Raw genomic sequence first — 21,454 nt, forward strand, 5'->3', positions numbered from 1 at the left:
CGTCAGGCAAATTCTGCCTTGATGACCAGCCACAGTATGGAGCCGGCTACGCCGCAGAACAACAGGCCGCACAGGCCGTTGATCGACCGGCTCCAGGCCTGCAGTCTCGCCTGCACCCGGGATGAGGACAACCAGTAGGCCAGCAGCACAAACCAGATCAGGCTCAGCAAAAACAGCTCTGCCACCAGGGCGGTGCGGGTCAGCCAGTTGACCTCCGGGCCGACCAGGGCGGCGAGCAGACCGATGAAAAACACCAATGCCTTGGGATTGAACAGGTTGGTATTGAACCCGGACCAGAAGCCATTGCCGGGCAGTCCGCCGGCAGCGGTCGGCATTCCTGGAGCGGCAGCCGGCGTCAGTGCCGCCTGCAACGCCCCCCAACCCAGCCAGCCCATATAAACCGCGCCTGCCAGCCGAACCAGGGTAAACAGCAGCGGATGTCCCTGGATCAGCAGGCTGATGCCGGTGAGGCTCAGTATGCTGTGTACCAGTATGCCGGCGGCAATGCCGAGCGCGGCCCCCATGGCTGCTCGACGCTGGGCAGCAAAACGCAGCATCAGCGCCATATCCGGACCTGGGCTGGCCAGCGCGACGAGATGGATAAGTCCTATGGTAACAAGCAGTGAGAGATTCATGTTCGGCTCCAGCAATGGTGAGACCCCAGCTTAGGGAGCAGGTCAGCGGTCGGCTTGTAAGTTATTGCATCTGGGTGCGAAAGCGGGCCGGCGTCAGCCGGTAGGCGGCCACGAAGGCGCGGTGAAAGTGGGCCTGATCGAAAAAGCCCACAGCTTGGGCTGTGTCGGCGATAGTGGTGCCGGCGGCCAGGTATTTTTTAGCCGCCTCTAGCCGCAGTCGCTTGAGGTAGGCGTGGGGGGTGATACCCATGGCCGCGTTGAACCGGCGCAAGAACTGAAAGCGGGACAGACCGAGTTCGGCGGCGAGCTGTTCCAGGTGATGGGGCGCGTCTAGCTCGGCCAGCAGTTTGTCCCTGATGCGAGTGAGGGCGGGCGGCGCCAGCGGCTGTAGTTCCTGATGGGGGAAGAAGGTGGACAACAGTGCCAGCAGGCGGTTTTCGGCTTCCTGCCGGCTGAGTTGCTCCTGCTCCAGTTGCCGGTGCAGCGTCAGGCTCTGCCGATAGAGCCGGGGCTGGTTGAGCAGGGGTTGTCCGAAGTAGGGCGTGGCCTGCTGCAGCTCCTCGGCCAGGCCTGCCATCAACTCGGGCGCAATGGAAAACACCCGTACCCGAAAGCCCTGCTCGTCGAAGCAACTGCCGTCGTGGGCGATATCCGGGTTGAGCAGCGACAGCTGACCCGGCGCCAGCGGCGACGAGCTACCTTTATGGATAAATTTCTGTGCTCCCAGCTCAACCAAGCCGATATGGTAGTCGAGATGGATATGGCGACCATAGGTGAAGCCGGCATGGTTAGCCAGGCACAACTCCAGGCCGTCCAAGCCAGGGTATTTCCAGTATTTTACGCTGCTCATGGCATTATTTTAGCGTGCCGAGGGCGCCGCTGTTTTGTAAAGAATTGCGTCGCCGCTGCCTGACTCCGTCCAGGGTATAAATCACCAGCGCCACCCAGATCAGGGCGAAGGTGATGATTTTGTCCTGGGTGAAGGGTTCGTCGTACAGCCACACCGCCAGCAGAAACATCAGGCTGGGGCCCAGGTACTGGAAAAAGCCGAGGGTCGACAGCTTGAGCCGCTTGGCGGCGCCGGCAAACAGCAGCAGCGGTGCCGTGGTCACGATGCCGGCGGAGATCAGCCACAGGTTGGTGTTGAGCGAGTTGTTGCTCATCTGGCTGGTGGCGCTGTCGGCAAAGCCCCACAGATAAACGGTGGCGAGGGGCAGCAAAACCAGGGTCTCCATCATCAGACCGGTAAAGGGGTCTACCGGCACTTTCTTGCGAATAAGACCATAGCAGCCAAAAGAAATGGCCAGTACCAGCGCCACCCAGGGCAGGCTGCCGAATACCAGCAGCTGAATCACCACCCCGCTGGCCGCCAGGCCCACCGCCAGCCACTGGGTAGGACGAAAGCGTTCGGCCAGAAACAGCATGGCCAGCACGATATTGAACAGCGGATTGATGTAATAACCCAGGCTGGCGTCCAGTATATGGCCGTTGTTCACCGCCCAGATATAGACCAGCCAGTTCCCCCCGATGATGACCGATGACAGCATCAGCATCAGCAGGTGCTTCGGCTCACGCAATATGGCCCGGACTCGCGGCCAGTAACCGAGAGCGCTTATCAGCACCAGCAGCAGCAGGAACGACCAGATCACCCTATGGGTAAGAATTTCGTAAGCCGGTACGTGCATCAGTTGTTTGAAGTAGATAGGGGCTATGCCCCACAGGAAGTACGCCCCGAGGGCAAAAATGGCACCCTGAGTGGCCTGGTCTTTTTCCATGGTCATAAATCTGGCTGGGGGGAGAAAAGGCCAGTGTAACGACAATATGCCAGGACTGACCAGCAGCAAATGTCACTATGGCAGGGAATCCGAGAGGTTTCGAGTGGATACTTTTTTGCCCAACCAAGAGGCTGGCCATGACCCCGGGACCGGTCCGGTTTATTGTTGTCGGGCTCTGCTTTACAATGTTGCTTCGCTTTTACCCCTGCAGGCCGAGATGAACTCCTTAACCGAAGAACCTGATTCCGTTCCCATTCCCGACACACCGCTGGCGGTGTTGCAGCAGGTGTTCGGCTACCAGAGCTTTCGTGACGGCCAGCAGGAGATCATCGATACCGTGATTGCCGGACGCGACGCTCTGGTGATCAAGCCCACCGGCGGCGGCAAGTCCATCTGTTATCAGATTCCGGCCCTGCTGCGCCCCGGTATGACCATAGTAGTCTCGCCGCTGATTTCCTTGATGAAGGATCAGGTGGATACTCTGGTTGCCAACGGGGTGGCTGCGGTCTATATCAACAGCTCGTTGAGCCGGGAAGAGATGCTGCGCCACTTTGCGGCCATGCGCCGGGGCGAGATCAAACTGGTTTATGTGTCGCCGGAACGGCTGCTGCAGCATGAATTCATGGAGCGGATCGGCGAGCTGGAGCTGGGGCTGTTCGCCATCGACGAGGCCCATTGTATTTCCCAATGGGGGCACGACTTTCGGCCCGAATACGCGGCCCTGGGGCGACTCAAGCAGTGGTTCCCCCATATTCCGGTGATGGCGCTCACCGCCACCGCCGACGAGGCCACGCGGCAGGACATGTTGAGCCGGCTGAGCCTGACCGATCCGCTTATTCATATCTCCAGCTTCGACCGGCCCAATATTCGCTACACCCTGGTGGATAAATTCAAGGGTATCGAGCAGCTGTTGCGCTACGTGGCCGAACAGCCGGGTCACTGCGGCATCGTCTATTGTTCCAGCCGCAAGCGGGTGGAAGAGGTGGCCGAACGGCTGCTGGCCCGGGGCCACAAGGCGGCCAGCTATCATGCGGGCTTGCCGCTGGAACTGCGCCAGTCGGTGCAGGAGCGTTTTATCCGCGACGATCTGGACATAGTGGTGGCCACCGTTGCCTTCGGCATGGGCATCGACAAGCCCAATGTGCGCTATGTGGTGCACTACGACATTCCCAAGAATATCGAGTCCTATTATCAGGAAACCGGCCGTGGCGGCCGGGATGGCCTGCCGGCAGAGGCACTGCTGCTGTACGATCCGGGTGATGTGGGGCGGGTGCGGCGCTTGCTGGAAAACAGCGACAACGAACAGCAGGTACAGGTAGAGTTGTACAAGCTCAACGTGATGGCGGCGTTTGCCGAGTCGCTGACCTGTCGGCGTCAGGTCTTGCTCAACTACTTCGGCGAATACCAGCGCGAGCCCTGTGGCAACTGCGATATCTGCCTGGACCCGCCCAAAAGCTACGATGGCACCGAAGATGCGCGAAAGGCGTTGTCCTGTGTTTATCGGGTGGGTCAGCACTTCGGCGTCATCTATGTGGTGGAGGTGTTGCGTGGTGCAGACACCCAGCGTATTCGCGAACACGGCCACGACAAGCTCTCTACCTATGGGCTGGGCAAAGACAAGAGTCAGGAGCACTGGGTCAGCGTGATTCGTCAGCTGATTCATTCCGGCCTGCTGACCCAGAACATCACCCGCAACATGGTGCTGCAGCTGACCGAGGCGGCACGACCGATATTGCGCGGCGAGGCCGGTTTGCAACTGGCGGAGCCGAGACTGGTGCGGGTAAAGCAGAAAGACAAGGGTGAAGCGGTATTGAGCCGGCCCGAAGACAGAGCCTTGTTCAAGGAGCTGCGGCAACTGCGCAAGCAGCTGGCGGTAGAGGCAGATGTGCCGCCTTATGTGGTATTCAGCGACGCGACCCTGACCGAGCTGGCCCGTTATCGACCCAAAACCGAGCCGGAACTGCTGGGTATCAACGGGGTGGGACAACGCAAGCTGGAGCGCTACGGCGGGGCTTTTCTGGCGCTGCTGCGCCGGCAGGACTAGGGTGTGGAAATAAAAAAGCGGGTCCGCCTGAGCGGACCCTAACCGTTTTACAGGCTGGCGTAGTAGGCAGCCAGATCTTCCATGTCCTGGTCGGACAGCGGCATGGCCATGGGGGCCATGATGGCGTTGTTACGCTCGCCGGCCTTGAATGCTTTCAGCTGGCTGACGATGTAGGCCGCTTTCTGGCCGGCCAGGTTGGGGTAGATCTCCACGGCGGAAATCCCTTCGGCACCATGGCAGGCAGCACAAACGGCAGACTTGGCTTTGCCGGCTTCGGCATCACCGGCGGCGAAGGCCGGAGCGCTGAGCATGGTCAGAGCGGCGGCGGCGGTCATCAATTTTTTCATGATAGAACTCCATTTTTTTTAGTAGAGGTATTGCTTCCGGACGTCGTTAAATGGCGATAGCTGAGGACAAGACCGGATTTGAACTGACTATCTTACGGTTGTTATCCGGCGCCTGCAGGGTGGAGATCAGTAATCGCTATTTATTTCACCAAAGCAGTATAAAGTAAGCCAAGGCCAAAAAGAAAATGCCGTCGATGGCTACAGGACCAAAACATGATATTAAACAATAGATATGCAGAGTTTGACTGGGCCGGTGCCCGGGTCGAGCCGACTCCTCTGTCATCGCCCCGGCTGTTGTTGCTCAATCGAGACCTTGCCGACGAGCTGGGCATGGACCTGTCTGAAGCACAGTGGCGGGATCTGACCGGTGGTAACCGGTTGCTGCCGGAAATGGAGCCCTTTGCCCAGGTGTACGCCGGCCATCAGTTCGGCGGCTTCAGCCCCCAGCTGGGTGATGGCCGTGCCCTGCTGCTGGGCGAGGTGGTGGCGCCGAGCGGTGCGCGTTGGGATCTGCATCTCAAGGGGGCCGGCAAGACACCGTATTCCCGCTTTGGTGACGGCCGGGCCGTATTGCGCTCTTCGCTGCGCGAATATCTGGCCTCCGAGGCCATGCATCATCTGGGTATCGCCACCACGCGGGCGTTAAGCCTGGTCGGCAGTGAAGAGCCGGTATACCGGGAGCGGGTGGAGCCGGGTGCGGCGGTACTGCGGGCGGCCCCCAGTCATCTGCGTTTCGGTCACTTCGAGTATTTCTATTATAGCGGTAAGCCGGAGAGGATCCCGACCCTGCTCGACTACCTGATCGATACCCAGTGGCCCGATCTCGCCAAAGATCAGGCCGGTTATGCTGCGTTGTTCGAACGGGTGGTGGAAAAGACGGCGACCATGATCGCCCGGTGGCAACTGGTCGGCTTCTGTCATGGCGTGATGAACACCGACAACATGTCGATGCTGGGACTGACCCTGGATTATGGCCCCTACGGTTTTCTCGATGCCTACGATCCGGACCATATCTGCAATCATTCTGATCCGGGGGGCCGCTATGCCTACGATCAACAGCCGGCGGTCGGCAACTGGAACCTGCAGCGACTGGCCCAGTCTCTGTCCGGGGTGATCGAGCTGGAGGCATTGCAGCAGGCGCTGGGTAAATACGAGTACCTGTTGCTGTCGGCCTATTCCGAGGGCATGCGCCAGAAGCTGGGGCTGGATGGCTGGGAAGATGAGGATCCGGCGCTGTTCCGGGAGATGTTTGACCTGATGCAGAGCCAGAAGGTGGATTACAGCTGCTGGTTTCGCCGCCTGGCGCAGTTGACATCAAGCGGCGCCGTGCCCGATGCGGTGTTGGCGTTGCTTGCCGATCCCGAAGCCTGGAGTGACTGGTTTGGCCGTTATCAGGCCCGGCTGGCGCGCGAGGGCAAGGCCCAGGCCGATAAGGTCGCACAGATGAATGCGGTCAATCCCAAATACATACTGCGCAACCATCTGGCTCAGCAGGCGATAGAGCAGGCGGAGCAGGGCGACATGAGCGAGGCCGACCGGCTGCTGATGCTGCTGGCCCGTCCCTTCGACGAGCAGCCCGAACTGGATCATTACGCCATGCCGGCGCCGGCATGGGCCGAATCACTCTGTATTTCCTGCAGCTCCTGATGATGGCGACCACGATGCTTAACAGCGATACCCCCCTGACCATGGAAAACTTTCCCGCCTGGGCCGAGGCACTGATCAAGGAGCTGGATCTCGAACTGCTCGAACAGGAGCAGGGCGCCGACTATTACCAGTGGCTGGTCAGCTTTGAAGAAAGCCGGTTATTTCTGTGCTTTCAGCACTATGCGGACTGTGCCTGGCTGCAGCCGTTGAGCGAGCGGGATCGGGATGTGGCCGACTGGCTGACCACCCAGTGGAACCGCCCGCATGGCCCCAAGGACTGATGACCGGGGCTGAATGTGTTTGGCGTGCGGCTCTGGAAACTAATTTCAGGTAAAGACAAAAAAGCGATGACAGGGTAAGATGGCGCCGCACGCATTCCGGTGGTTAAAAAGAAAGCAGTTGTCAATGTCGAGTGGCTGGCTATACTGGGCGCCGTTTCCGGGATGGGTTCCCTAACCCCATTAATCAAAAAGGTAAAAAATGGTTATTTCTCCTGCTCAATACCGCACGGCGCTGATTCGGCTGTCGCTGTTCCATGTTGCCATCATTGCCGCCAGTAACTATCTGGTGCAGCTGCCCTTTACCCTGTTCGGCTTTCATACCACCTGGGGCGCGCTCAGTTTTCCCTTCATCTATCTGGCCACGGATCTGACGGTACGCATCTTCGGGGCCGACATGGCGCGACGCATCATCTTTCTGGTGATGCTGCCGGCACTGGTCACCTCTTATGTGTTGTCGGTGCTGTTTTTCGAGGCGCAATATCAGGGACTGGCCTCCCTGTCCGAGTTCAACCTGTTTGTGGCCCGTATCGCCCTGGCCAGCTTCATGGCTTATGTGCTGGGGCAGATCATGGATGTCTCGGTATTCAACCGGCTGCGGCAGATAAAGACCTGGTGGGTGGCACCCACCTGTTCCACCATCTTCGGTAACCTGGTCGATACTCTGGTGTTCTTCGGCCTGGCGTTTTATCGCTCACCGGATCCCTTCATGGCCCAGCACTGGGTTGAAATTGCCTGGGTGGATTACGGCGTCAAGCTGGTGTTCAGTCTGGTGTTGTTCGTGCCCGCCTATGGTCTGCTGCTCAAATACCTGAGCAGCAAGTTTGTCGGCCACGCCAACACCGGCGTCGAGGTTGGCGTTAAAGCCGGGTGATTGCCGCGATATCGAGGGCCTCGGCATAGGCGTTGAGGTCCTCTTCCGTTACGCTCCGGCCGTTGAGCTGGATCAGGATGCGGTTGGCCACCAGCATCTGCAGCTCCCGGCGACTGCCTTCCTCTTTCATCATGGCGGTTTGTCCCTGAATGCGCTTTATCTTGTAACCTCCCATGGCCGCCATGCTGGGGTTGGTAAAGAGTACTGCCATGGTCTGCAGCAGGGGGGAGTCTTTGGTAATGCTGATTTCCAGGCTGCCGCCGTCTTTACGATAGCGGCGGGATGCGTTGATACCACCGCCGAAAAAGGCCGCCGAACCGGCCTGGGTATTTACCTTTTCGGCCTGCCAGCCGGCAAGTGGCTCCGGAAACAGGGTGCCGAGTTCGCCGGCCTGCAACTGACGGATCAGGGTGGCGACATAATCGAACTGTGCCGCCGCCTGTGACAGCTCGCCGGCGTCAAAGGCCCGGTTACCTTCGGTGATGGCCTGCCTGATGTCGGCGTTGGTTTCGGCTTGAGTATCGGTCTCATCGGCGAACGGTGCACCGGGCAGCAAGAGCCCCGCCCATAACCCAATCCATAAATACGGTTTGTTCATCTGCTTCCCTCCGGCTGTCTTTCACCCATTGTAGTCAAGTTGCCACCGGGGGGAGTCAGGGGCGGGAGCAAGGAAAAGCTGCAGTAATACCACTTACATTAAACACTCGATCTTGTTGACTGTCATACCTATCCCGGACAAAGGGCCCGCTCCACCGACTCGCTCAAGCACCTCCTTGTGACGCTCAGCACATGACGTCCCTGTCATGTGATGGTCGGCGGAGCAGATCCCTTTGCCCTCCTTGATGCTCCGGTGTCGCCTGTTAGCGCTGCCTGGGGACAACTCGGTGTTCCAGAAGAGGCAACAGAGAACGGCTCCCACGACCGTGAAATGCCAGGGACGGCATTTCCGAGCCCCCACGGATGGGTTTATGGCGTGTCGAGGGAGGCGGCTGTGTTGCCTCTGGTCAGGATGACCAGATTATTACCGGGATTGGTATAAGTGTAGAAATTTATTTGCAATTACAAATGATAACGATTATCGTTACTTTGCTTTCGGAACATGACTTCCACTCTCTTCTGCAGTAGGTGAAGCCTCTTTCCAGCGGTAGGTGAAGACAGCTTGCGAAGGCACGACATTGCTCACATTGCTTCCAGAGTTTTAGGCCGGCTTATGCCGGCCTTTTTTTGCTTCTTACATTTCCAGCAGTCGTTTCACCAGCTTGCCGATGCCGGTATCGGCTTCGGTGATGTTTTGGGCCAGCATATAGGCGGGGGTGGATATCACCCGGTAATGGCTGTCTTCCACCACGTCGGTCACCGCGCAGCCTATGTGTTCACCGCCCATGGCGGTAAAGGCCTCGGCCACGGCGGCCTTTGTTCCTATGGTACCCTTGACGCCCGCCGGATAAACGCGAGGGATCATGACCGGCGAGATACAGCAGTAACCGGCGGGTTTACGTGCGGCGGCAAAGCCCTTGCAGACGCGCAGCACCTGCGGATCCAGTTGGGCGTCGGCACCCTTGACGGCAAAATCGCACAGGTTTTTGGCGGCACCGAAGCCGCCGGGCAGCAACAGGGCATCGAAGTCGTCCGCGTTCAGCTCGGTGAGCGGCTTGATGTCGCCACGGGCGATGCGGGCGGCTTCTTCCAGCACATTGCGATTGCCCGGTTCCTCCTCACCGCCGAGATGATTGATCACATGATGCTGGGGCTTGTCGGGGGCAAAACACTGATAGCTGGCCCCTTGCCTGGCCAGGTGCAGCAGACACAACACGGCCTCGTGAATTTCTGCTCCGTCATAGACGCCGCAGCCGCTCAGAATAACGGCAACTTTTTTCATGTCAGTCTCCTTATTGGGCATTAGGGTCTGTTGACCTTTCGAGATGATTTTTGCAGCAGTTTGTGGGGGGCTTGATACAAGGCAGCGCTTATGCCATGTAGTCACTCTACATAAATAAGCGATAACGCAGTAGCAAGCCCCCACAAGCGCTGCCCTGCGGGTTCGGCTAAACGCGTTTTTCTCTTTGTTGAGAGGGCATTGCTTAGAATGACTAGGCTACACCCCTCTCGCCGCGATAAAAACGCGTTTAACTCGAACAAAATTTAACCTCGAAAGGTCAACAGACCCTCAGTTTGGCATTCACAATCTGTGATCCCGCACCGGGCGATCCGTCAGAACTATGCTAGCATTTATTTCGCTCAACAATTGTTCAGAACTTCGTTGCTGTCGATTTTCCACATTTTCAGATCCGCAAGCAAGATCCACATTTAAAATATAAGCTTTTGATATTTAATGGATCTTTTATTTTATCAGGATCTTGCCGCGATCCGCTTTGCACAGAGTTATCCACAGGCTTGTCCGGGGCCATCGTGGTGTCGGCGGCCCGGCTGTGGCATGCTAGCGGCCAACGCATTAACGAGAAAGATGTCATGGTTGCCATTCCTGCCAAACCCCTGATCCTGGTCGATGGATCTTCCTATCTGTACCGTGCCTATTTTGCTTCCCAGCAGGCCGATTTACGCACCAGCGACGGTCGTCCCAGCGGTGCGATCCGAGTGGTCACCAACATGCTGCGCAGCCTGCACAAGCAGTTTCCCGACTCCAGGGTGACGGTAGTATTTGACGCCAAGGGCAAAACCTTTCGCGACGAAATCTACCCGGAATACAAGGCGCAACGACCCTCGATGCCGGACGATCTGCGCAGCCAGGTTCAGCCCATTCATGACATCATTCGAGCCATGGGGCTGCCGTTGTTGATCGAAGATGGAGTTGAGGCGGATGACGTGATCGGCACCCTGGCCCGCCAGGCGACCGAACAGCAGCTGGATGTGGTGATCAGCACCGGCGACAAGGACATGGCCCAGCTGGTGTCGGATCATGTGCTGCTGATGGATACCATGAAGAACAGCTTCATGGATCGCGACGGCGTGGTAGAGAAGTTTGGCGTGCCGCCGGAACTGATCATCGATCTGCTGGCGCTGGTCGGCGACAAAGTCGACAACATTCCCGGCATGCCCGGAGTGGGCGAAAAAACCGCGCTGGCCCTGTTGCAGGGGCTGGGTTCGATCGACGAGATTGCCGCCAATACCGACAAGGTGGCCGCGCTGGGCTTTCGCGGATCCAAGACGTTTGCCGCCAAATTCGTCGAACATCAGGAGATGGTCAGGCTGTCACGCGAGCTGGCGACCATCAAGACCGACGTGGCACTGGAGTGGGGCCCGGCCGATCTGCAGCAAAGCGAGCCCGACACCGAGGCCCTGCGCGCCCTGTATCAGGAATACGAGTTCCGCAACCTGCTGAAAGAGCTGGATCCCGAAGCCGAAGAAGAAGAGCAGCAGGCGGCACCGGCCATGGCCACCGACTATCAGACCCTTCTCACCGAAGCAGAGCTGAACGACTGGGTCGAGCGGCTGGCGCAGGCGCCTTATTTTGCCTTCGACACCGAAACCACCAGCCTCAACTATAGAGATGCCCGGGTGGTGGGCGTGTCTTTTGCCGTCGAGCCGGGTCAGGCCGCCTATGTGCCCTTCGGCCATGATTATCTGGATGCGCCCGAACAGCTGAGCGAAGCCACCGTGCTGGGCGCGCTCAAGCCGCTGCTGGAAGACGAACAAGTCGTCAAGCTGGGCCAGAACCTGAAATACGATGCCAACGTACTGAAAAATCATGGTATCGAGCTGAAAGGCATCGGCCTGGATACCATGCTGGAATCTTATGTACTGAATTCGGTGCAAACCCGGCACGACATGGACAGCATGGCGGCGTTCTATCTCAACCATAACACCATGTCGTTCGAGTCTATTGCCGGCAAGGGCGCCAAACAGCTGACCTTCAACCAGATACCGCTGGAGCAGGCCGGTCCCTATGCGGCGGAAGACGCCGACGTTACCCTGCGGCTGCATCACCATCTGGCACCGAAACTGGCGGTCGAACCCGAGCTGCAGCAGGTATTCAGCGATATCGAAATGCCGCTGGTGCCGATACTGGCGCGAATGGAATATACCGGGGTGCGTATCGACAGCGGCTTGCTGGCCATTCAGAGCGAAGAAATTGCCAAGCGCCTGAAAGAGCTGGAGCTGGAAGCCTTTGAACTGGCCGGTGAACCCTTCAATCTGGGCTCACCCAAGCAGTTGGGCGAAATTCTGTTTACCAGGCTCGAACTGCCGGTGCTGAAGAAAACCCCCAAGGGCGCACCCTCTACCGCCGAAGAAGTGCTGCAGGAACTGGCGCTGGACTATCCGCTTCCCAAGCTGCTGATGGAATACCGTGGCCTGAGCAAGCTCAAGTCGACCTATACCGACAAGTTGCCACAGATGGTCAACGAGCACAGCGGTCGCATTCATACCTCCTACCATCAGGCCAATACCGCCACCGGCCGGCTGTCGTCCTCGGATCCCAACCTGCAGAACATTCCCATCCGTACCGCGGAAGGACGGCGTATTCGCCAGGCCTTCGTGGCGGCGCCCGGTTACCGGGTGGTGGCGGCGGATTACTCCCAGATTGAACTGCGCATCATGGCGCACCTGTCGCGAGACAAGGGCCTGCTGGACGCCTTCGCCCAGGGGCTGGATATTCACAAGGCCACCGCCGCCGAGGTGTTCGGTGTGGCGCTGGATCAGGTGACCACAGAACAGCGCCGCCGAGCCAAGGCCATCAACTTCGGCCTTATTTACGGCATGAGCGCCTTTGGACTGTCGCGCCAGCTTGGCATCGGCCGTAATGAGGCCCAGCAGTACATGGATATCTATTTCGAGCGTTATCCGGGCGTGCTGCGCTACATGGAAGACACCCGTGCCCTGGCCGCCGACAAGGGTTATGTGTCTACCCTGTTCGGTCGCCGACTGTACCTGCCGGAGATCAATGCCAAGAACGGTGCCCGCCGCAAGGGGGCCGAACGGGCCGCAATCAATGCGCCGATGCAGGGCACCGCCGCCGATATCATCAAGAAGGCGATGATTCAGGTTTCGGGCTGGCTGGAGCAGCAACAAATCGATGAGGTACAGATGCTGATGCAGGTGCACGATGAGCTGGTGTTCGAAATTCGCGCAGACAAGGTGGCCGGCTTCAAGGAGCAGATCCGCGAGCTGATGGAGCAGGCCGCCAGCCTGGATGTGCCGCTGCTGGTGGAAGTCGGCGAAGGCGACAACTGGGACGAGGCGCATTAACTATTGCGTGAGGTGTGAGGGGTGAGGGGTAAAATACCTTACGCCTCACCATTTACTCCTCACGGCTTCCGGCTGGCATTTGCCTGCCGGGGTCGTTATTATCGAGTCTTGTTAGTCGGGGAGCCGCGAGGCTGAGACGGTATCAATGCCGGACCCGCCGTACCTGATCCAGTTAATGCTGGCGTAGGAAACTAACGGGCAAGCGTCAGTTTGCCGGTGGTGCCTTCGCCCGGAGGACCATAAGGATATGACCAGTCACACCCCTCAAGATCATCAAGCCGCCAGTCACAAACCGATAGTGCTGACCATTGCCGGATCCGACAGCGGTGGTGGTGCCGGTATTCAGGCCGACATCAAGGCCATTTCTGCCACCGGCGGCTATGCCTGCTCGGTGATCACCGCCCTGACCGCCCAGAACACCCGCGGTGTCAGCGCCGTGCATCCGGTACCGCAGGAGATGATCCGGGCGCAGCTGGAGGCGGTATTCAGCGATTTGCAGGTCACGGCGGTCAAGGTCGGCATGCTGGGCGACAGCGCCACCATTCGTACCGTGGCCGAGGTATTGCGCCGTTATCGTCCGGCCCATCTGGTGGTGGATCCGGTGATGGTCACCGCCAATGGCGACATGCTGCTGGCCGAGGATGCGGTCATCAGCCTGCGGGAAGAACTGCTGCCACTGGCCGATGTGATCACCCCCAATCTGCCGGAGGCGGCGGCGCTGATCGGTAGCCCAGTGCCTGCAACCCTGGCCGATGTCGAGTCTCTGTTTGCCGGACTCGTCAACCTGGACTGTGCTGCGGTGCTGCTCAAGGGCGGTTTTCTGCAGCAGGAGTCGCGCAGTCCGGACTGGTTATTGAAGGATGGCGAAGTACACTGCTTCGATACGCCGCGGGTGATTACCCCCAATACCCACGGCACCGGCTGCACCCTGTCGGCGGCGCTGGCCTGTTATCTGGGGCAGGGCCTGGCGATGGATCTGGCGGTCTCCACCGCCAAGCATTATATCGATCAGGCCATTCTGGCCGGCAGCAGTTTGCGCATCGGGCAGGGGCGAGGGCCGGTGGAGCATTTCTTCTCGCGCTGAAGGAATGGCATAAATAGCGATCGGTATCGCACGCAGAGCCGCCATTACCGGGCTCTGCTTGCGTTTTGATGGGGTGGCTTGTAGTATCGACCGCCATAACAACTTAAAAAAACATTCGATTAACTGCTTGAAAGTTAATTGAAATGCTTCCTAATATAGCCTGCGCCCTGTGCCGTTCTCCCTCTGTTTTTTCGCTAATTCTGTTGCCTGAACAGGCATGGAAATGAGGCCGTTTGCCTATGCTTTTTGCTGTTATTTCGGGTTTTGTGTTAGCGGCGCTGGTGCCCCGCCTGTCGTCTGTTCTGGGGACGAAAATCGGCTGGGTCCTGGCGGTGCTGCCGGCTGCCCTGTTTGGCTACTTTCTGGGTTTCTGGCCACAGGTGACCACGGGTCAGACCGTGCTGCAGAGCCATGAATGGATTCCCAGCCTGGGTATCAACCTCAGCTTCATGGTGGATGGCCTCAGCCTGATGTTCGCGCTGCTGATCACCGGCATAGGTACCTTTATCTTTATTTACGCCGGCCGCTATCTGCAGGGCCATAAAGATATTCACAAGTTGCTGATGTACCTGCTGGCCTTCATGGCCGCCATGCTGGGGCTGGTGCTGTCCAGCAACCTGATTTCGCTGTTTGTGTTCTGGGAGCTGACCAGCTTTACCTCCTATCTGCTGATTGGTTTCAACCACGAGCAGGAAAAAGCCCGCAAGGCGGCGCTGCAGGGGTTCTTTATTACCGTCGGTGGCGGTCTGGCGCTGATGGCGGGTCTGATCCTGCTGGGCAACATCGGTGGCAGTTTCGAGTTGAATGAACTGCTGGCTCAAGATGTGGATATACAGCAACACCCGCTGTTTCTGGCGATGATGGTGTTGATCCTGCTGGGCGCCTTTACCAAGTCGGCTCAGACTCCCTTCCATTTCTGGCTGCCCAATGCCATGGCGGCGCCGACCCCGGTCAGCGCCTATCTGCACTCGGCCACCATGGTCAAGGCGGGTGTTTATCTGATGGCGCGCTTGCAGCCGATGATGGCCGGTAGCGAGGCCTGGATGATGACGCTGTCGCTGTTTGGCGGCGTGACCATGACGGTGGGCGCCCTGATGGCGGTATGCAGCACCGATCTCAAGCGCATTCTCGCCTTTTCCACCATCATGGCGCTGGGCACCCTGACCATGCTGATCGGCATCGGTACCCCCCATGCGCTGGAGGCGGCCATGGTGTTTCTGCTGGCTCATGCGTTGTACAAGGGCGCCCTGTTCATGGCGGCGGGCACCCTGGATCATGCCACCGGCACCAAGGATGTACGCGATCTGGGCGGGCTGCGTAAATACATGCCGCAAACGGCGCTGTTCATCACCCTGGCCGCGCTGTCGCTGGCCGGTATTCCACCGCTGTTCGGTTTTATCGCCAAGGAACTGATGTTCGAGGCGGCACTGGGCGCGCCCTGGTTGTCGAAGCTGTTGATCGTGCTGTCGGTCATCACCGCCATCGGCATAGTGGCGTCGGCCGCGCTGGTGGCGATCAAACCCTTTTACGGGCCATTGAAGCCCACGCCCAAAACGCCCCACGAAGCGCCACTGGCGATGCGGCTGGGCTTTACCCTGCTGGCCATTGTCGGTCTGTTGCTGGGATTGATGCCGAGTCTGGTGACGCCTTTGCTGCAGGCGGCGGTAACCGCCATTGGCGGGGCCCCGGCGGCCGAGCTGAAACTGGCGCTGTGGCACGGTTTCAACCTGCCGCTGCTGCTCAGTGCGCTGGCATTGGCGTGTGGCGGCCTGCTTTATCATCACTGGGATCGCATACGCGATCCGCTGGCCGCCGCCCTTAATCCCCTGGCCTATGGTCCCGAGCGGAGCTATGAGCGAATGATGGATGGCCTTCAGGTGGTGGCGAAGGGCCAGACCCGCATACTGCAGAATGGCTATATGACCCACTATATTCTGACCATATTGCTGACCACCATCGCCCTGCTGGCCTATGCCTTCTGGTCGGAAGACGCCTTTGTCTACTCGCTGTCGTTCGAGGGAGTGCGCTTCTATGAAGTGGTGATCAGCCTGTTGATGCTGGTGGCGGTGGTGTATGCCGGCGCCACCCATCTGCGGTTGGGCGCGGTGGCGGCCATCGGGGTGCTGGGCTTTGCCATGGCGATGATTTATGTGTTCTTCAGCGCGCCGGATCTGGCTATTACCCAGGTATTGGTCGAGACCCTGACCGTGATCATGCTGGTGCTGGTGCTGTTTCGTCTGCCCGGTTTTCAGGACCTGTCGAGCCCGCTGGTACGCTGGCGCGATGCGGCCGTGGCCGGTGCCTTCGGGGTGCTGGTGACCATGATGGTGCTCACCGTGAACCAGTCGACCCTGCCGGGCGAGGGCATTACCGCCTATCTGGTGGAAAACAGCTATGTGGTGGCGCACGGGCGTAACATCGTCAACGTCATACTGGTCGACTTCCGGGCGCTGGATACTTTGGGCGAGATCTTCGTGCTGGCGCTGGCGGCCATCGGCGTCAATGCCATGATTCGCTTTCGTTGGGAGACGCAGAAATGAGATCGGATACCTCCATCATACTGCAGACCGCTACCCGCATGCTGGTGCCGCTGTTGCTGTTGTTCTCCATCTTTTTGCTGTTGCGCGGCCATAACGATCCCGGGGGCGGCTTTATCGCCGGGCTGGTGGCGTCCAGCGCCTTTGCCCTGCATCTGTTCGCCTTTGATGCCAGCAGCACCAAGAAGCTGATGAAGGTGGAAAGTCAGCTGCTGATGGGCGTCGGCCTGTTGCTGGCGTTGCTGAGCGGCATGGTCGGCGTGGTGTGGCGGGGCCAGCCCTTTTTGACCAGCCAGTGGGGCACCCTCTATGTGCCGGGCATCGGCGAGCTGGCGGTGAGTACTCCCCTGCTGTTCGATATCGGTGTTTACCTGGTGGTGATCGGCGTGGTGTCGACCATATTGCTGTCACTGGACAAGGTGGAGGAATAAATGGAAAACCTGTTTGCTTTCGTGATTGGCGGTCTCTACGCCACGGCGCTGTTCATGATGCTCAGACGCAGCATCGTCAAACTGGTGATCGGGCTCATGATTCTGTCCAACGCCGCCAACCTGCTGATCCTGACCGGGGGTGGCCTGGTGCGGGGCGCACCGCCATTGATTCCGGAAGGACTGTCGCAACCGGCCGGCATCATCGCCGACCCACTGCCTCAGGCGCTGATCCTGACCGCCATCGTCATCAGTTTCGGTGTGCTGGCCTTTGCCGTGGTGCTGATCCACCGTGCCTATGAAGTTATCGGGGCCGATGACATGAACGAAATGAAGAGCACAGACTCGTGAATATAGCCGTTATCCTACCCATATTTATCCCCATGCTGGCCGGTGCCCTGACCCTGATCTGCTGGCGCTGGCGTTTGGTTCAGCGCTGGATTTCGGTGCTGTCCGGCAGCAGCCTCTTGCTGGCCGCGCTTTATCTGTTCACCCAGGTACGCCAGGAAGGCATTCTGGTGGCCTACGTCGGCAACTGGTCGGCGCCCTACGGCATTACTCTGGTGGCGGATTTGCTCAGCGCCATCATGGTGCTGGTGACCGGCATCATCGGCCTGGCGGTGGCGGTGTACTCGCTGGCCACCATGAGCCGCAACCACGAAGCCTTCGGCTATTACCCTTTGCTGCATCTGATGCTGGCCGGGGTGGCTGGCGCCTTTCTCACCGGTGACATCTTCAACCTCTATGTGTGGTTCGAGATCATGCTGGTGGCCTCGTTCGGCCTGATGATACTGGGGGGCGAGCGGGCGCAGATGGAAGGGGCGGTCAAGTACGTGACCCTGAACCTGATCTCGTCGGCGCTGTTTCTGACCGCCGTGGGCCTGCTGTACGGTTACGCGGGTACCCTGAACATGGCGGATCTGGCGCTGAAGCTGGGCAACGGCGAGCAGCCGGGGCTGGTGACGGTGATCGCCATGCTGTTTCTGGTGGCGTTCGGCATCAAGGCGGCGGCCTTTCCGCTGTTCTTCTGGCTGCCCGCCTCCTACCACACGCCGCCGGTGGCCATTTCGGCGGTGTTTGCCGGTCTGTTGACCAAGGTGGGGGTCTATGCGCTGTATAGGGTGTTCAGCCTGATCTTCGTGCAGGATGTGGGGCTGACCCACCACAGCATCTTGATGGGCATGGGTATTTTCACCATGCTGACCGGGGTGCTGGGGGCGGCGGCCCAGTTCGAGGTGCGCCGCATTCTGTCTTTCCATATCGTCAGCCAGATTGGTTACATGCTGGTGGGGCTGGCGCTGTTTACGCCGCTGGCCATTGCCGGCGGTGTCTTCTATATCTTTCATCACATCATAGTGAAGACCAACCTGTTCCTGATCAGCGGCATCATGTATCGCTATCACGGCAGCTATGATCTGGCGCGGCTGGGTGGCCTGTATCGCTCCGCGCCCTGGCTGGCGCTGCTGTTTCTGATCCCGGCAATGTCGCTGGCGGGGCTGCCGCCCCTGTCGGGCTTTTTCGCCAAATACACGGTGATCAAGGCCGGTATCGAGGCGCAGTCCTGGCTGATGGTAACCATAGCGCTGATCGTCGGTTTGCTGACCCTGTATTCGATGGTCAAGATCTGGGCCGAGGCGTTCTGGAAGCCGTTGCCGGAAGAGGCCAAGTCGTTGCGTGGCGCCGAGGATCCGAGCCGGTATGTGTTGTATCTGCCGGTATTGAGCCTGGCCCTGCTGACCCTGGCCATCGGCTTTGGTGCCGAATGGTTTGTGCAGCTGGCGCTGGAAACGGCGGAGCAGCTGTTGACGCCGGCCGGTTATATCGAGGCGGTACTGGGAGTAAGCCGATGAGAGCCTTTGGTTGGAATATGCTGCTGGCCCTGCTGTGGGTCATATTGTCCGGCAACTACAGCATCAGCAACCTGGTGGCCGGCATGTTGCTGAGCTATCTGGTGCTGGCCTATGTGGCGCGGGACAAGCCGATGTTTGCCAATTATTTCGGCAAGCTGCCGCAAATCATTCGCTTCATCCTGTTTTTTATCTGGGATCTGATCAAGGCCAATGCCCGGGTCGCCCATGATGTGCTGACGCCGACGCACCTGATGCGACCCGGGGTGATCGCCATACCGCTGGATCTCAAGGATGATGCCGGCATTTCGCTGTTTGCCAACCTGATCACCGTGACCCCGGGTTCACTGGCACTGGATGTGTCCAGCGATCGCAAGGTGTTGTATGTACACATGATGTACCTGGATAGCGAGGCCCGCCAGCTGGCGGAATTGAAGGCCCTGGAGGCCCGTGTACTGGACTTGTTGAGATAAGCCGATGCTTGAGTTTGCTATTACCTTGTCGTTTGTGTTTTTGAGTGTCGGGCTGGTGCTGGCCACGATACGCTTGCTGCGTGGCCCGACCCTGCCGGATCGGGTGGTGGCGCTGGAAGTGATCGCCTCGCTGACGGTGGGTTTTATTCTGCTGTACAGCATCAGCTACCAGGCGCCCCAGTTTATCGACGTGGCCATTGTGCTGGCGCTCACGTCCTTCATGACGGCGGTGGGCTTTGCCCGCTATCTGGAACGGGGAGGCAAGCGCCATGATGACTGAAATCATGACCAGTCTGCTGCTGTTGCTCGGCTCCTTTTTGATGCTGCTGTCCGGCATCGGCATTATTCGCATGCCGGATTTGCTGACCCGCATGCACGCGACCAGCAAGGCGGGGGCCCTGGGCATTGGCCTGATGGCCTGCGGCTTCGCGGTGTTTTATGGCGATAACGTCAGTGTGGTGGTGCGCGCTCTGGCGGTGGTGGTGTTCGTGATTGTCACCGCCCCGGTGGCGGCTCATGTGCTGGCCCGGGCCGGTTACTTTGTGGGCATCAAGCTGTGGGAAGGCACGGTCAAGGACGTAATCAAGGAACGCTACGACCTCAAGACCCACCGGCTGGGCAGCTCGCCCCGCAAGCGGGAAGAAGACTGATGACCGCCAGCGGAGGCTGAGCTGCTTCTGGCGATCAACTGGGTACTTAGGCAGATTGAGCCTGTTGCCAGATGGCCTTGATCTGCACGGGTAACTGTATGGGGTCGAAGGGCTTGGCGATCACGTCCAGCGCCCCCATCGCCTTGTAGGCGGCAATTTCCTGCGGCTGTATCTTGGCGGTCATGAAGGCCACCGGGGTGGTGGCCTGAGCGGGATTCTGCCGCAGCGCCGTCAGGGTAGAGGGACCGTCCATGCCCGGCATCATCACATCCAGCAGTATCATGTCGGGATCAAAATCGGCCACCTGCTCCAGGGCCTGCTCGCCGGAGGCGCACAGCAGTACCGTAAAACCGCCGACGGTCTCCAGCGCCAGCTGGGCGATTTCACGAATGTCGTCGTCGTCTTCCACATACAGAATACGTTGGGGGGCGGTCTTGAGCATGATGTCGTCCTTGTCGTCTGGTGTCAGATTTATTCCGGTGTGTCGGCCAGCCATTTTTCGGGTTCCAGCCCGGCCTGGCGCAACATGCGCAGCGCGTCGCGGCCGTGCAGTTTTGACGCAACCCGCAGCCCCGCCAGGTGCATGATCAGCAGAGCGCGCTGGGTAGCATGGGCCGGGGCAACATGTATGGCACCAATCAGTTCCCTTGTCGGTAGCGGTAGCCCCCATTGCTGCTTGAGCCGGTTGCCGTAGTTCGGCGCCCACTGGGCGAGCAACTGTTCCGGCGGCGCGTCGTCGAGGCTGCCGCCGCGGGTAATGAAATCCTGCAGTACGCGCAATACCGCCAGCTCTCCGCTGCGACTCAGCAAACCGGCGGTATAACAGTTCAAGCCATTCAGACCGATGCTCAGTGCCATGGCCCGGGCGATAGTGGCGACCTGCTCGGCGGTGGTCTGGTAGTGACGGGCCAGCTCGATCAGGCGTTCATCGTGCAGGGAGCCGGTAACGTCGAGCGCCAGTGCCATGGCGGTGCGTAACGACAGATCCACGCCCAGGGTGGCAATGGCCTCGTCCAGCCGGCTCACCGGCTTGCCGCTGCGTTTCAGCGACGCGCCGTTGGCCTGTTTCAGCAAGCGGGCAGTCAATGCCGGCTGGTTTTTCCAGTTTTGGGCCAGGTCGGTCGGTGACAGGCTGTCGCTGTTGGCCAGCAGGGGCAGCACGGCGTTCTGATCGAGCTCGGTTGGCAGGCGCAGCGTATCGGTCAGTGCCTGGTTCAGCCAGTCATCCAGCGACGGCAGCGCAGACGGCTGCTGGCCGGTGGACAGATCGGCATGCAGCAGCGGCATCAGGCGTTGCTGCAGCATGGTCACATCGAACGGCTTGGCGATAAAATCGCTGATACCATAACGGGCGGCGGCCATCACGTGCTGGCGGTCGGAGCTGGCGCTGATCATGACGATGGGGGTGGCCGTGTCGGTGCTGCGAATGAGTTTGACCAGCTCGAGCCCCGAGCCGTCCGGCAGATTCCAGTCGCAGAGCACCAGTTGTGCCGGCTGTCGGCGCCAGGCCATTTTGGCCTGACCGACGCTGGTCGCCTGGGTCACTTGGGCCCCGGCAACCGAATTGGTCAGCACCATTTCCACCAGATCGGCGATGAGCAAATCGTCTTCCAGCAGCAGTATGTTCATG

General features: G+C 59.4%; 21 protein-coding genes and 1 riboswitch. Of the genes, 13 read left to right on the plus strand and 8 right to left on the minus strand.

Annotated elements, in window-relative coordinates:
* Nucleotides 1-2: 2 nt before the first annotated feature.
* The 3 genes from Q0753_RS12225 to rarD form a co-directional block, all read right to left on the minus strand.
* On the minus strand, nucleotides 3-635 hold the full coding sequence (locus tag Q0753_RS12225) for a LysE family transporter (RefSeq protein WP_298721281.1): 633 nt from the start codon (nucleotides 633-635) through the stop codon (nucleotides 3-5).
* Nucleotides 636-696: 61 nt separating this feature from the next.
* Complete coding sequence (locus Q0753_RS12230) at nucleotides 697-1,452, minus strand: AraC family transcriptional regulator (protein ID WP_298721284.1); 756 nt, start codon at nucleotides 1,450-1,452, stop codon at nucleotides 697-699.
* Nucleotides 1,453-1,489: 37 nt separating this feature from the next.
* Nucleotides 1,490-2,410, minus strand: coding sequence for an EamA family transporter RarD (gene rarD / locus Q0753_RS12235; protein ID WP_298721287.1), 921 nt, complete (start codon nucleotides 2,408-2,410; stop codon nucleotides 1,490-1,492).
* A 217-nt stretch (nucleotides 2,411-2,627) separates the two neighbouring features.
* Here rarD and recQ point away from each other — a divergent pair, with 217 nt between their 5' ends.
* Nucleotides 2,628-4,454, plus strand: coding sequence for a DNA helicase RecQ (gene recQ / locus Q0753_RS12240; RefSeq protein WP_298721290.1), 1,827 nt, complete (start codon nucleotides 2,628-2,630; stop codon nucleotides 4,452-4,454).
* A 47-nt stretch (nucleotides 4,455-4,501) separates the two neighbouring features.
* On the opposite strand, the gene Q0753_RS12245 is transcribed toward recQ, so the two are convergent.
* A complete protein-coding gene (locus tag Q0753_RS12245) occupies nucleotides 4,502-4,801 on the minus strand; it encodes a cytochrome c (RefSeq protein ID WP_298721293.1) in 300 nt (99 codons plus the stop codon).
* A gap of 213 nt (nucleotides 4,802-5,014) precedes the next feature.
* Between Q0753_RS12245 and Q0753_RS12250 the strand changes: the two genes are divergently transcribed.
* The 3 genes from Q0753_RS12250 to Q0753_RS12260 all read left to right on the plus strand — a co-directional run bounded on the left by Q0753_RS12250 (nucleotide 5,015) and on the right by Q0753_RS12260 (nucleotide 7,600).
* Nucleotides 5,015-6,448, plus strand: coding sequence for a YdiU family protein (locus Q0753_RS12250; protein WP_298721299.1), 1,434 nt, complete (start codon nucleotides 5,015-5,017; stop codon nucleotides 6,446-6,448).
* On the plus strand, nucleotides 6,448-6,729 hold the full coding sequence (locus tag Q0753_RS12255; protein ID WP_298721300.1) for a DUF3630 family protein: 282 nt from the start codon (nucleotides 6,448-6,450) through the stop codon (nucleotides 6,727-6,729). Before Q0753_RS12250 ends, Q0753_RS12255 begins: the two co-directional genes overlap by 1 nt.
* A gap of 199 nt (nucleotides 6,730-6,928) precedes the next feature.
* Nucleotides 6,929-7,600 (plus strand): 7-cyano-7-deazaguanine/7-aminomethyl-7-deazaguanine transporter, encoded by a 672-nt coding sequence (locus Q0753_RS12260; protein WP_298721303.1) that lies wholly within the window; start codon nucleotides 6,929-6,931, stop codon nucleotides 7,598-7,600.
* On the opposite strand, the gene Q0753_RS12265 is transcribed toward Q0753_RS12260, so the two are convergent.
* Complete coding sequence (locus Q0753_RS12265; protein ID WP_298721306.1) at nucleotides 7,587-8,198, minus strand: hypothetical protein; 612 nt, start codon at nucleotides 8,196-8,198, stop codon at nucleotides 7,587-7,589. The genes Q0753_RS12260 and Q0753_RS12265 overlap by 14 nt on opposite strands.
* A 633-nt stretch (nucleotides 8,199-8,831) precedes the next feature.
* Nucleotides 8,832-9,479, minus strand: coding sequence for an isoprenoid biosynthesis glyoxalase ElbB (elbB, locus tag Q0753_RS12270; RefSeq protein ID WP_298721309.1), 648 nt, complete (start codon nucleotides 9,477-9,479; stop codon nucleotides 8,832-8,834).
* A gap of 590 nt (nucleotides 9,480-10,069) precedes the next feature.
* On the opposite strand from elbB, the gene polA reads away from it, so the two are divergent.
* The 9 genes from polA to mnhG all read left to right on the plus strand — a co-directional run bounded on the left by polA (nucleotide 10,070) and on the right by mnhG (nucleotide 19,824).
* Nucleotides 10,070-12,805, plus strand: a complete 2,736-nt coding sequence (gene polA, locus Q0753_RS12275; RefSeq protein WP_298721495.1) for a DNA polymerase I — start codon at nucleotides 10,070-10,072, stop codon at nucleotides 12,803-12,805.
* 106 nt (nucleotides 12,806-12,911) lie between these two features.
* A riboswitch (TPP riboswitch) is annotated at nucleotides 12,912-13,012 on the plus strand.
* A 40-nt stretch (nucleotides 13,013-13,052) separates the two neighbouring features.
* The gene (thiD, locus tag Q0753_RS12280; RefSeq protein WP_298721311.1) at nucleotides 13,053-13,889 is read left to right on the plus strand and encodes a bifunctional hydroxymethylpyrimidine kinase/phosphomethylpyrimidine kinase; all 837 of its coding nucleotides are present in this window, start codon (nucleotides 13,053-13,055) and stop codon (nucleotides 13,887-13,889) included.
* A 239-nt stretch (nucleotides 13,890-14,128) separates the two neighbouring features.
* Complete coding sequence (locus tag Q0753_RS12285) at nucleotides 14,129-16,429, plus strand: putative monovalent cation/H+ antiporter subunit A (protein WP_298721315.1); 2,301 nt, start codon at nucleotides 14,129-14,131, stop codon at nucleotides 16,427-16,429.
* Nucleotides 16,426-16,857 carry a Na+/H+ antiporter subunit B gene (locus Q0753_RS12290; protein WP_298721318.1) on the plus strand — a complete coding sequence of 144 codons (432 nt, stop codon included), beginning with the start codon at nucleotides 16,426-16,428 and terminating at the stop codon, nucleotides 16,855-16,857. Before Q0753_RS12285 ends, Q0753_RS12290 begins: the two co-directional genes overlap by 4 nt.
* Nucleotides 16,858-17,205 carry a Na+/H+ antiporter subunit C gene (locus Q0753_RS12295; RefSeq protein ID WP_298721320.1) on the plus strand — a complete coding sequence of 116 codons (348 nt, stop codon included), beginning with the start codon at nucleotides 16,858-16,860 and terminating at the stop codon, nucleotides 17,203-17,205.
* Nucleotides 17,202-18,704 (plus strand): Na+/H+ antiporter subunit D, encoded by a 1,503-nt coding sequence (locus tag Q0753_RS12300; RefSeq protein ID WP_298721323.1) that lies wholly within the window; start codon nucleotides 17,202-17,204, stop codon nucleotides 18,702-18,704. Before Q0753_RS12295 ends, Q0753_RS12300 begins: the two co-directional genes overlap by 4 nt.
* Complete coding sequence (locus tag Q0753_RS12305) at nucleotides 18,701-19,174, plus strand: Na+/H+ antiporter subunit E (protein ID WP_298721326.1); 474 nt, start codon at nucleotides 18,701-18,703, stop codon at nucleotides 19,172-19,174. The genes Q0753_RS12300 and Q0753_RS12305 overlap by 4 nt, the downstream gene beginning before the upstream one ends.
* Nucleotides 19,175-19,178: 4 nt before the next feature.
* Nucleotides 19,179-19,454 carry a cation:proton antiporter gene (locus tag Q0753_RS12310; protein WP_298721329.1) on the plus strand — a complete coding sequence of 92 codons (276 nt, stop codon included), beginning with the start codon at nucleotides 19,179-19,181 and terminating at the stop codon, nucleotides 19,452-19,454.
* The gene (gene mnhG, locus Q0753_RS12315) at nucleotides 19,444-19,824 is read left to right on the plus strand and encodes a monovalent cation/H(+) antiporter subunit G (RefSeq protein ID WP_298721332.1); all 381 of its coding nucleotides are present in this window, start codon (nucleotides 19,444-19,446) and stop codon (nucleotides 19,822-19,824) included. The genes Q0753_RS12310 and mnhG overlap by 11 nt, the downstream gene beginning before the upstream one ends.
* A gap of 46 nt (nucleotides 19,825-19,870) precedes the next feature.
* On the opposite strand, the gene Q0753_RS12320 is transcribed toward mnhG, so the two are convergent.
* Nucleotides 19,871-20,320: a response regulator gene (locus Q0753_RS12320; protein ID WP_298721335.1), complete on the minus strand. Its 450-nt coding sequence runs from the start codon at nucleotides 20,318-20,320 to the stop codon at nucleotides 19,871-19,873.
* The gene (locus Q0753_RS12325; protein WP_298721338.1) at nucleotides 20,296-21,453 is read right to left on the minus strand and encodes a response regulator; all 1,158 of its coding nucleotides are present in this window, start codon (nucleotides 21,451-21,453) and stop codon (nucleotides 20,296-20,298) included. The genes Q0753_RS12320 and Q0753_RS12325 overlap by 25 nt, the downstream gene beginning before the upstream one ends.
* Between the last annotated feature and the right edge of the window lies 1 nt (nucleotide 21,454).

This window comes from uncultured Oceanisphaera sp. (assembly GCF_947495715.1).
In the GTDB taxonomy this organism is placed as follows: domain Bacteria; phylum Pseudomonadota; class Gammaproteobacteria; order Enterobacterales; family Aeromonadaceae; genus Oceanimonas; species Oceanimonas sediminis.

What these genes read in the sequence shown, in the direction of transcription:
- Q0753_RS12225 (WP_298721281.1), bottom strand. Translation starts at nt 635, where the DNA reads ATGAATCTCTCACTGCTTGTTACCATAGGACTTATCCATCTCGTCGCG.
- rarD (WP_298721287.1), bottom strand. Translation starts at nt 2,410, where the DNA reads ATGGAAAAAGACCAGGCCACTCAGGGTGCCATTTTTGCCCTCGGGGCG.
- recQ (WP_298721290.1), top strand. Translation starts at nt 2,628, where the DNA reads ATGAACTCCTTAACCGAAGAACCTGATTCCGTTCCCATTCCCGACACA.
- Q0753_RS12245 (WP_298721293.1), bottom strand. Translation starts at nt 4,801, where the DNA reads ATGAAAAAATTGATGACCGCCGCCGCCGCTCTGACCATGCTCAGCGCT.
- Q0753_RS12250 (WP_298721299.1), top strand. Translation starts at nt 5,015, where the DNA reads ATGATATTAAACAATAGATATGCAGAGTTTGACTGGGCCGGTGCCCGG.
- Q0753_RS12255 (WP_298721300.1), top strand. Translation starts at nt 6,448, where the DNA reads ATGATGGCGACCACGATGCTTAACAGCGATACCCCCCTGACCATGGAA.
- Q0753_RS12260 (WP_298721303.1), top strand. Translation starts at nt 6,929, where the DNA reads ATGGTTATTTCTCCTGCTCAATACCGCACGGCGCTGATTCGGCTGTCG.
- Q0753_RS12265 (WP_298721306.1), bottom strand. Translation starts at nt 8,198, where the DNA reads ATGAACAAACCGTATTTATGGATTGGGTTATGGGCGGGGCTCTTGCTG.
- elbB (WP_298721309.1), bottom strand. Translation starts at nt 9,479, where the DNA reads ATGAAAAAAGTTGCCGTTATTCTGAGCGGCTGCGGCGTCTATGACGGA.
- polA (WP_298721495.1), top strand. Translation starts at nt 10,070, where the DNA reads ATGGTTGCCATTCCTGCCAAACCCCTGATCCTGGTCGATGGATCTTCC.
- thiD (WP_298721311.1), top strand. Translation starts at nt 13,053, where the DNA reads ATGACCAGTCACACCCCTCAAGATCATCAAGCCGCCAGTCACAAACCG.
- Q0753_RS12285 (WP_298721315.1), top strand. Translation starts at nt 14,129, where the DNA reads ATGCTTTTTGCTGTTATTTCGGGTTTTGTGTTAGCGGCGCTGGTGCCC.
- Q0753_RS12290 (WP_298721318.1), top strand. Translation starts at nt 16,426, where the DNA reads ATGAGATCGGATACCTCCATCATACTGCAGACCGCTACCCGCATGCTG.
- Q0753_RS12295 (WP_298721320.1), top strand. Translation starts at nt 16,858, where the DNA reads ATGGAAAACCTGTTTGCTTTCGTGATTGGCGGTCTCTACGCCACGGCG.
- Q0753_RS12305 (WP_298721326.1), top strand. Translation starts at nt 18,701, where the DNA reads ATGAGAGCCTTTGGTTGGAATATGCTGCTGGCCCTGCTGTGGGTCATA.
- Q0753_RS12310 (WP_298721329.1), top strand. Translation starts at nt 19,179, where the DNA reads ATGCTTGAGTTTGCTATTACCTTGTCGTTTGTGTTTTTGAGTGTCGGG.
- mnhG (WP_298721332.1), top strand. Translation starts at nt 19,444, where the DNA reads ATGATGACTGAAATCATGACCAGTCTGCTGCTGTTGCTCGGCTCCTTT.
- Q0753_RS12320 (WP_298721335.1), bottom strand. Translation starts at nt 20,320, where the DNA reads ATGGCTGGCCGACACACCGGAATAAATCTGACACCAGACGACAAGGAC.
- Q0753_RS12325 (WP_298721338.1), bottom strand. Translation starts at nt 21,453, where the DNA reads ATGAACATACTGCTGCTGGAAGACGATTTGCTCATCGCCGATCTGGTG.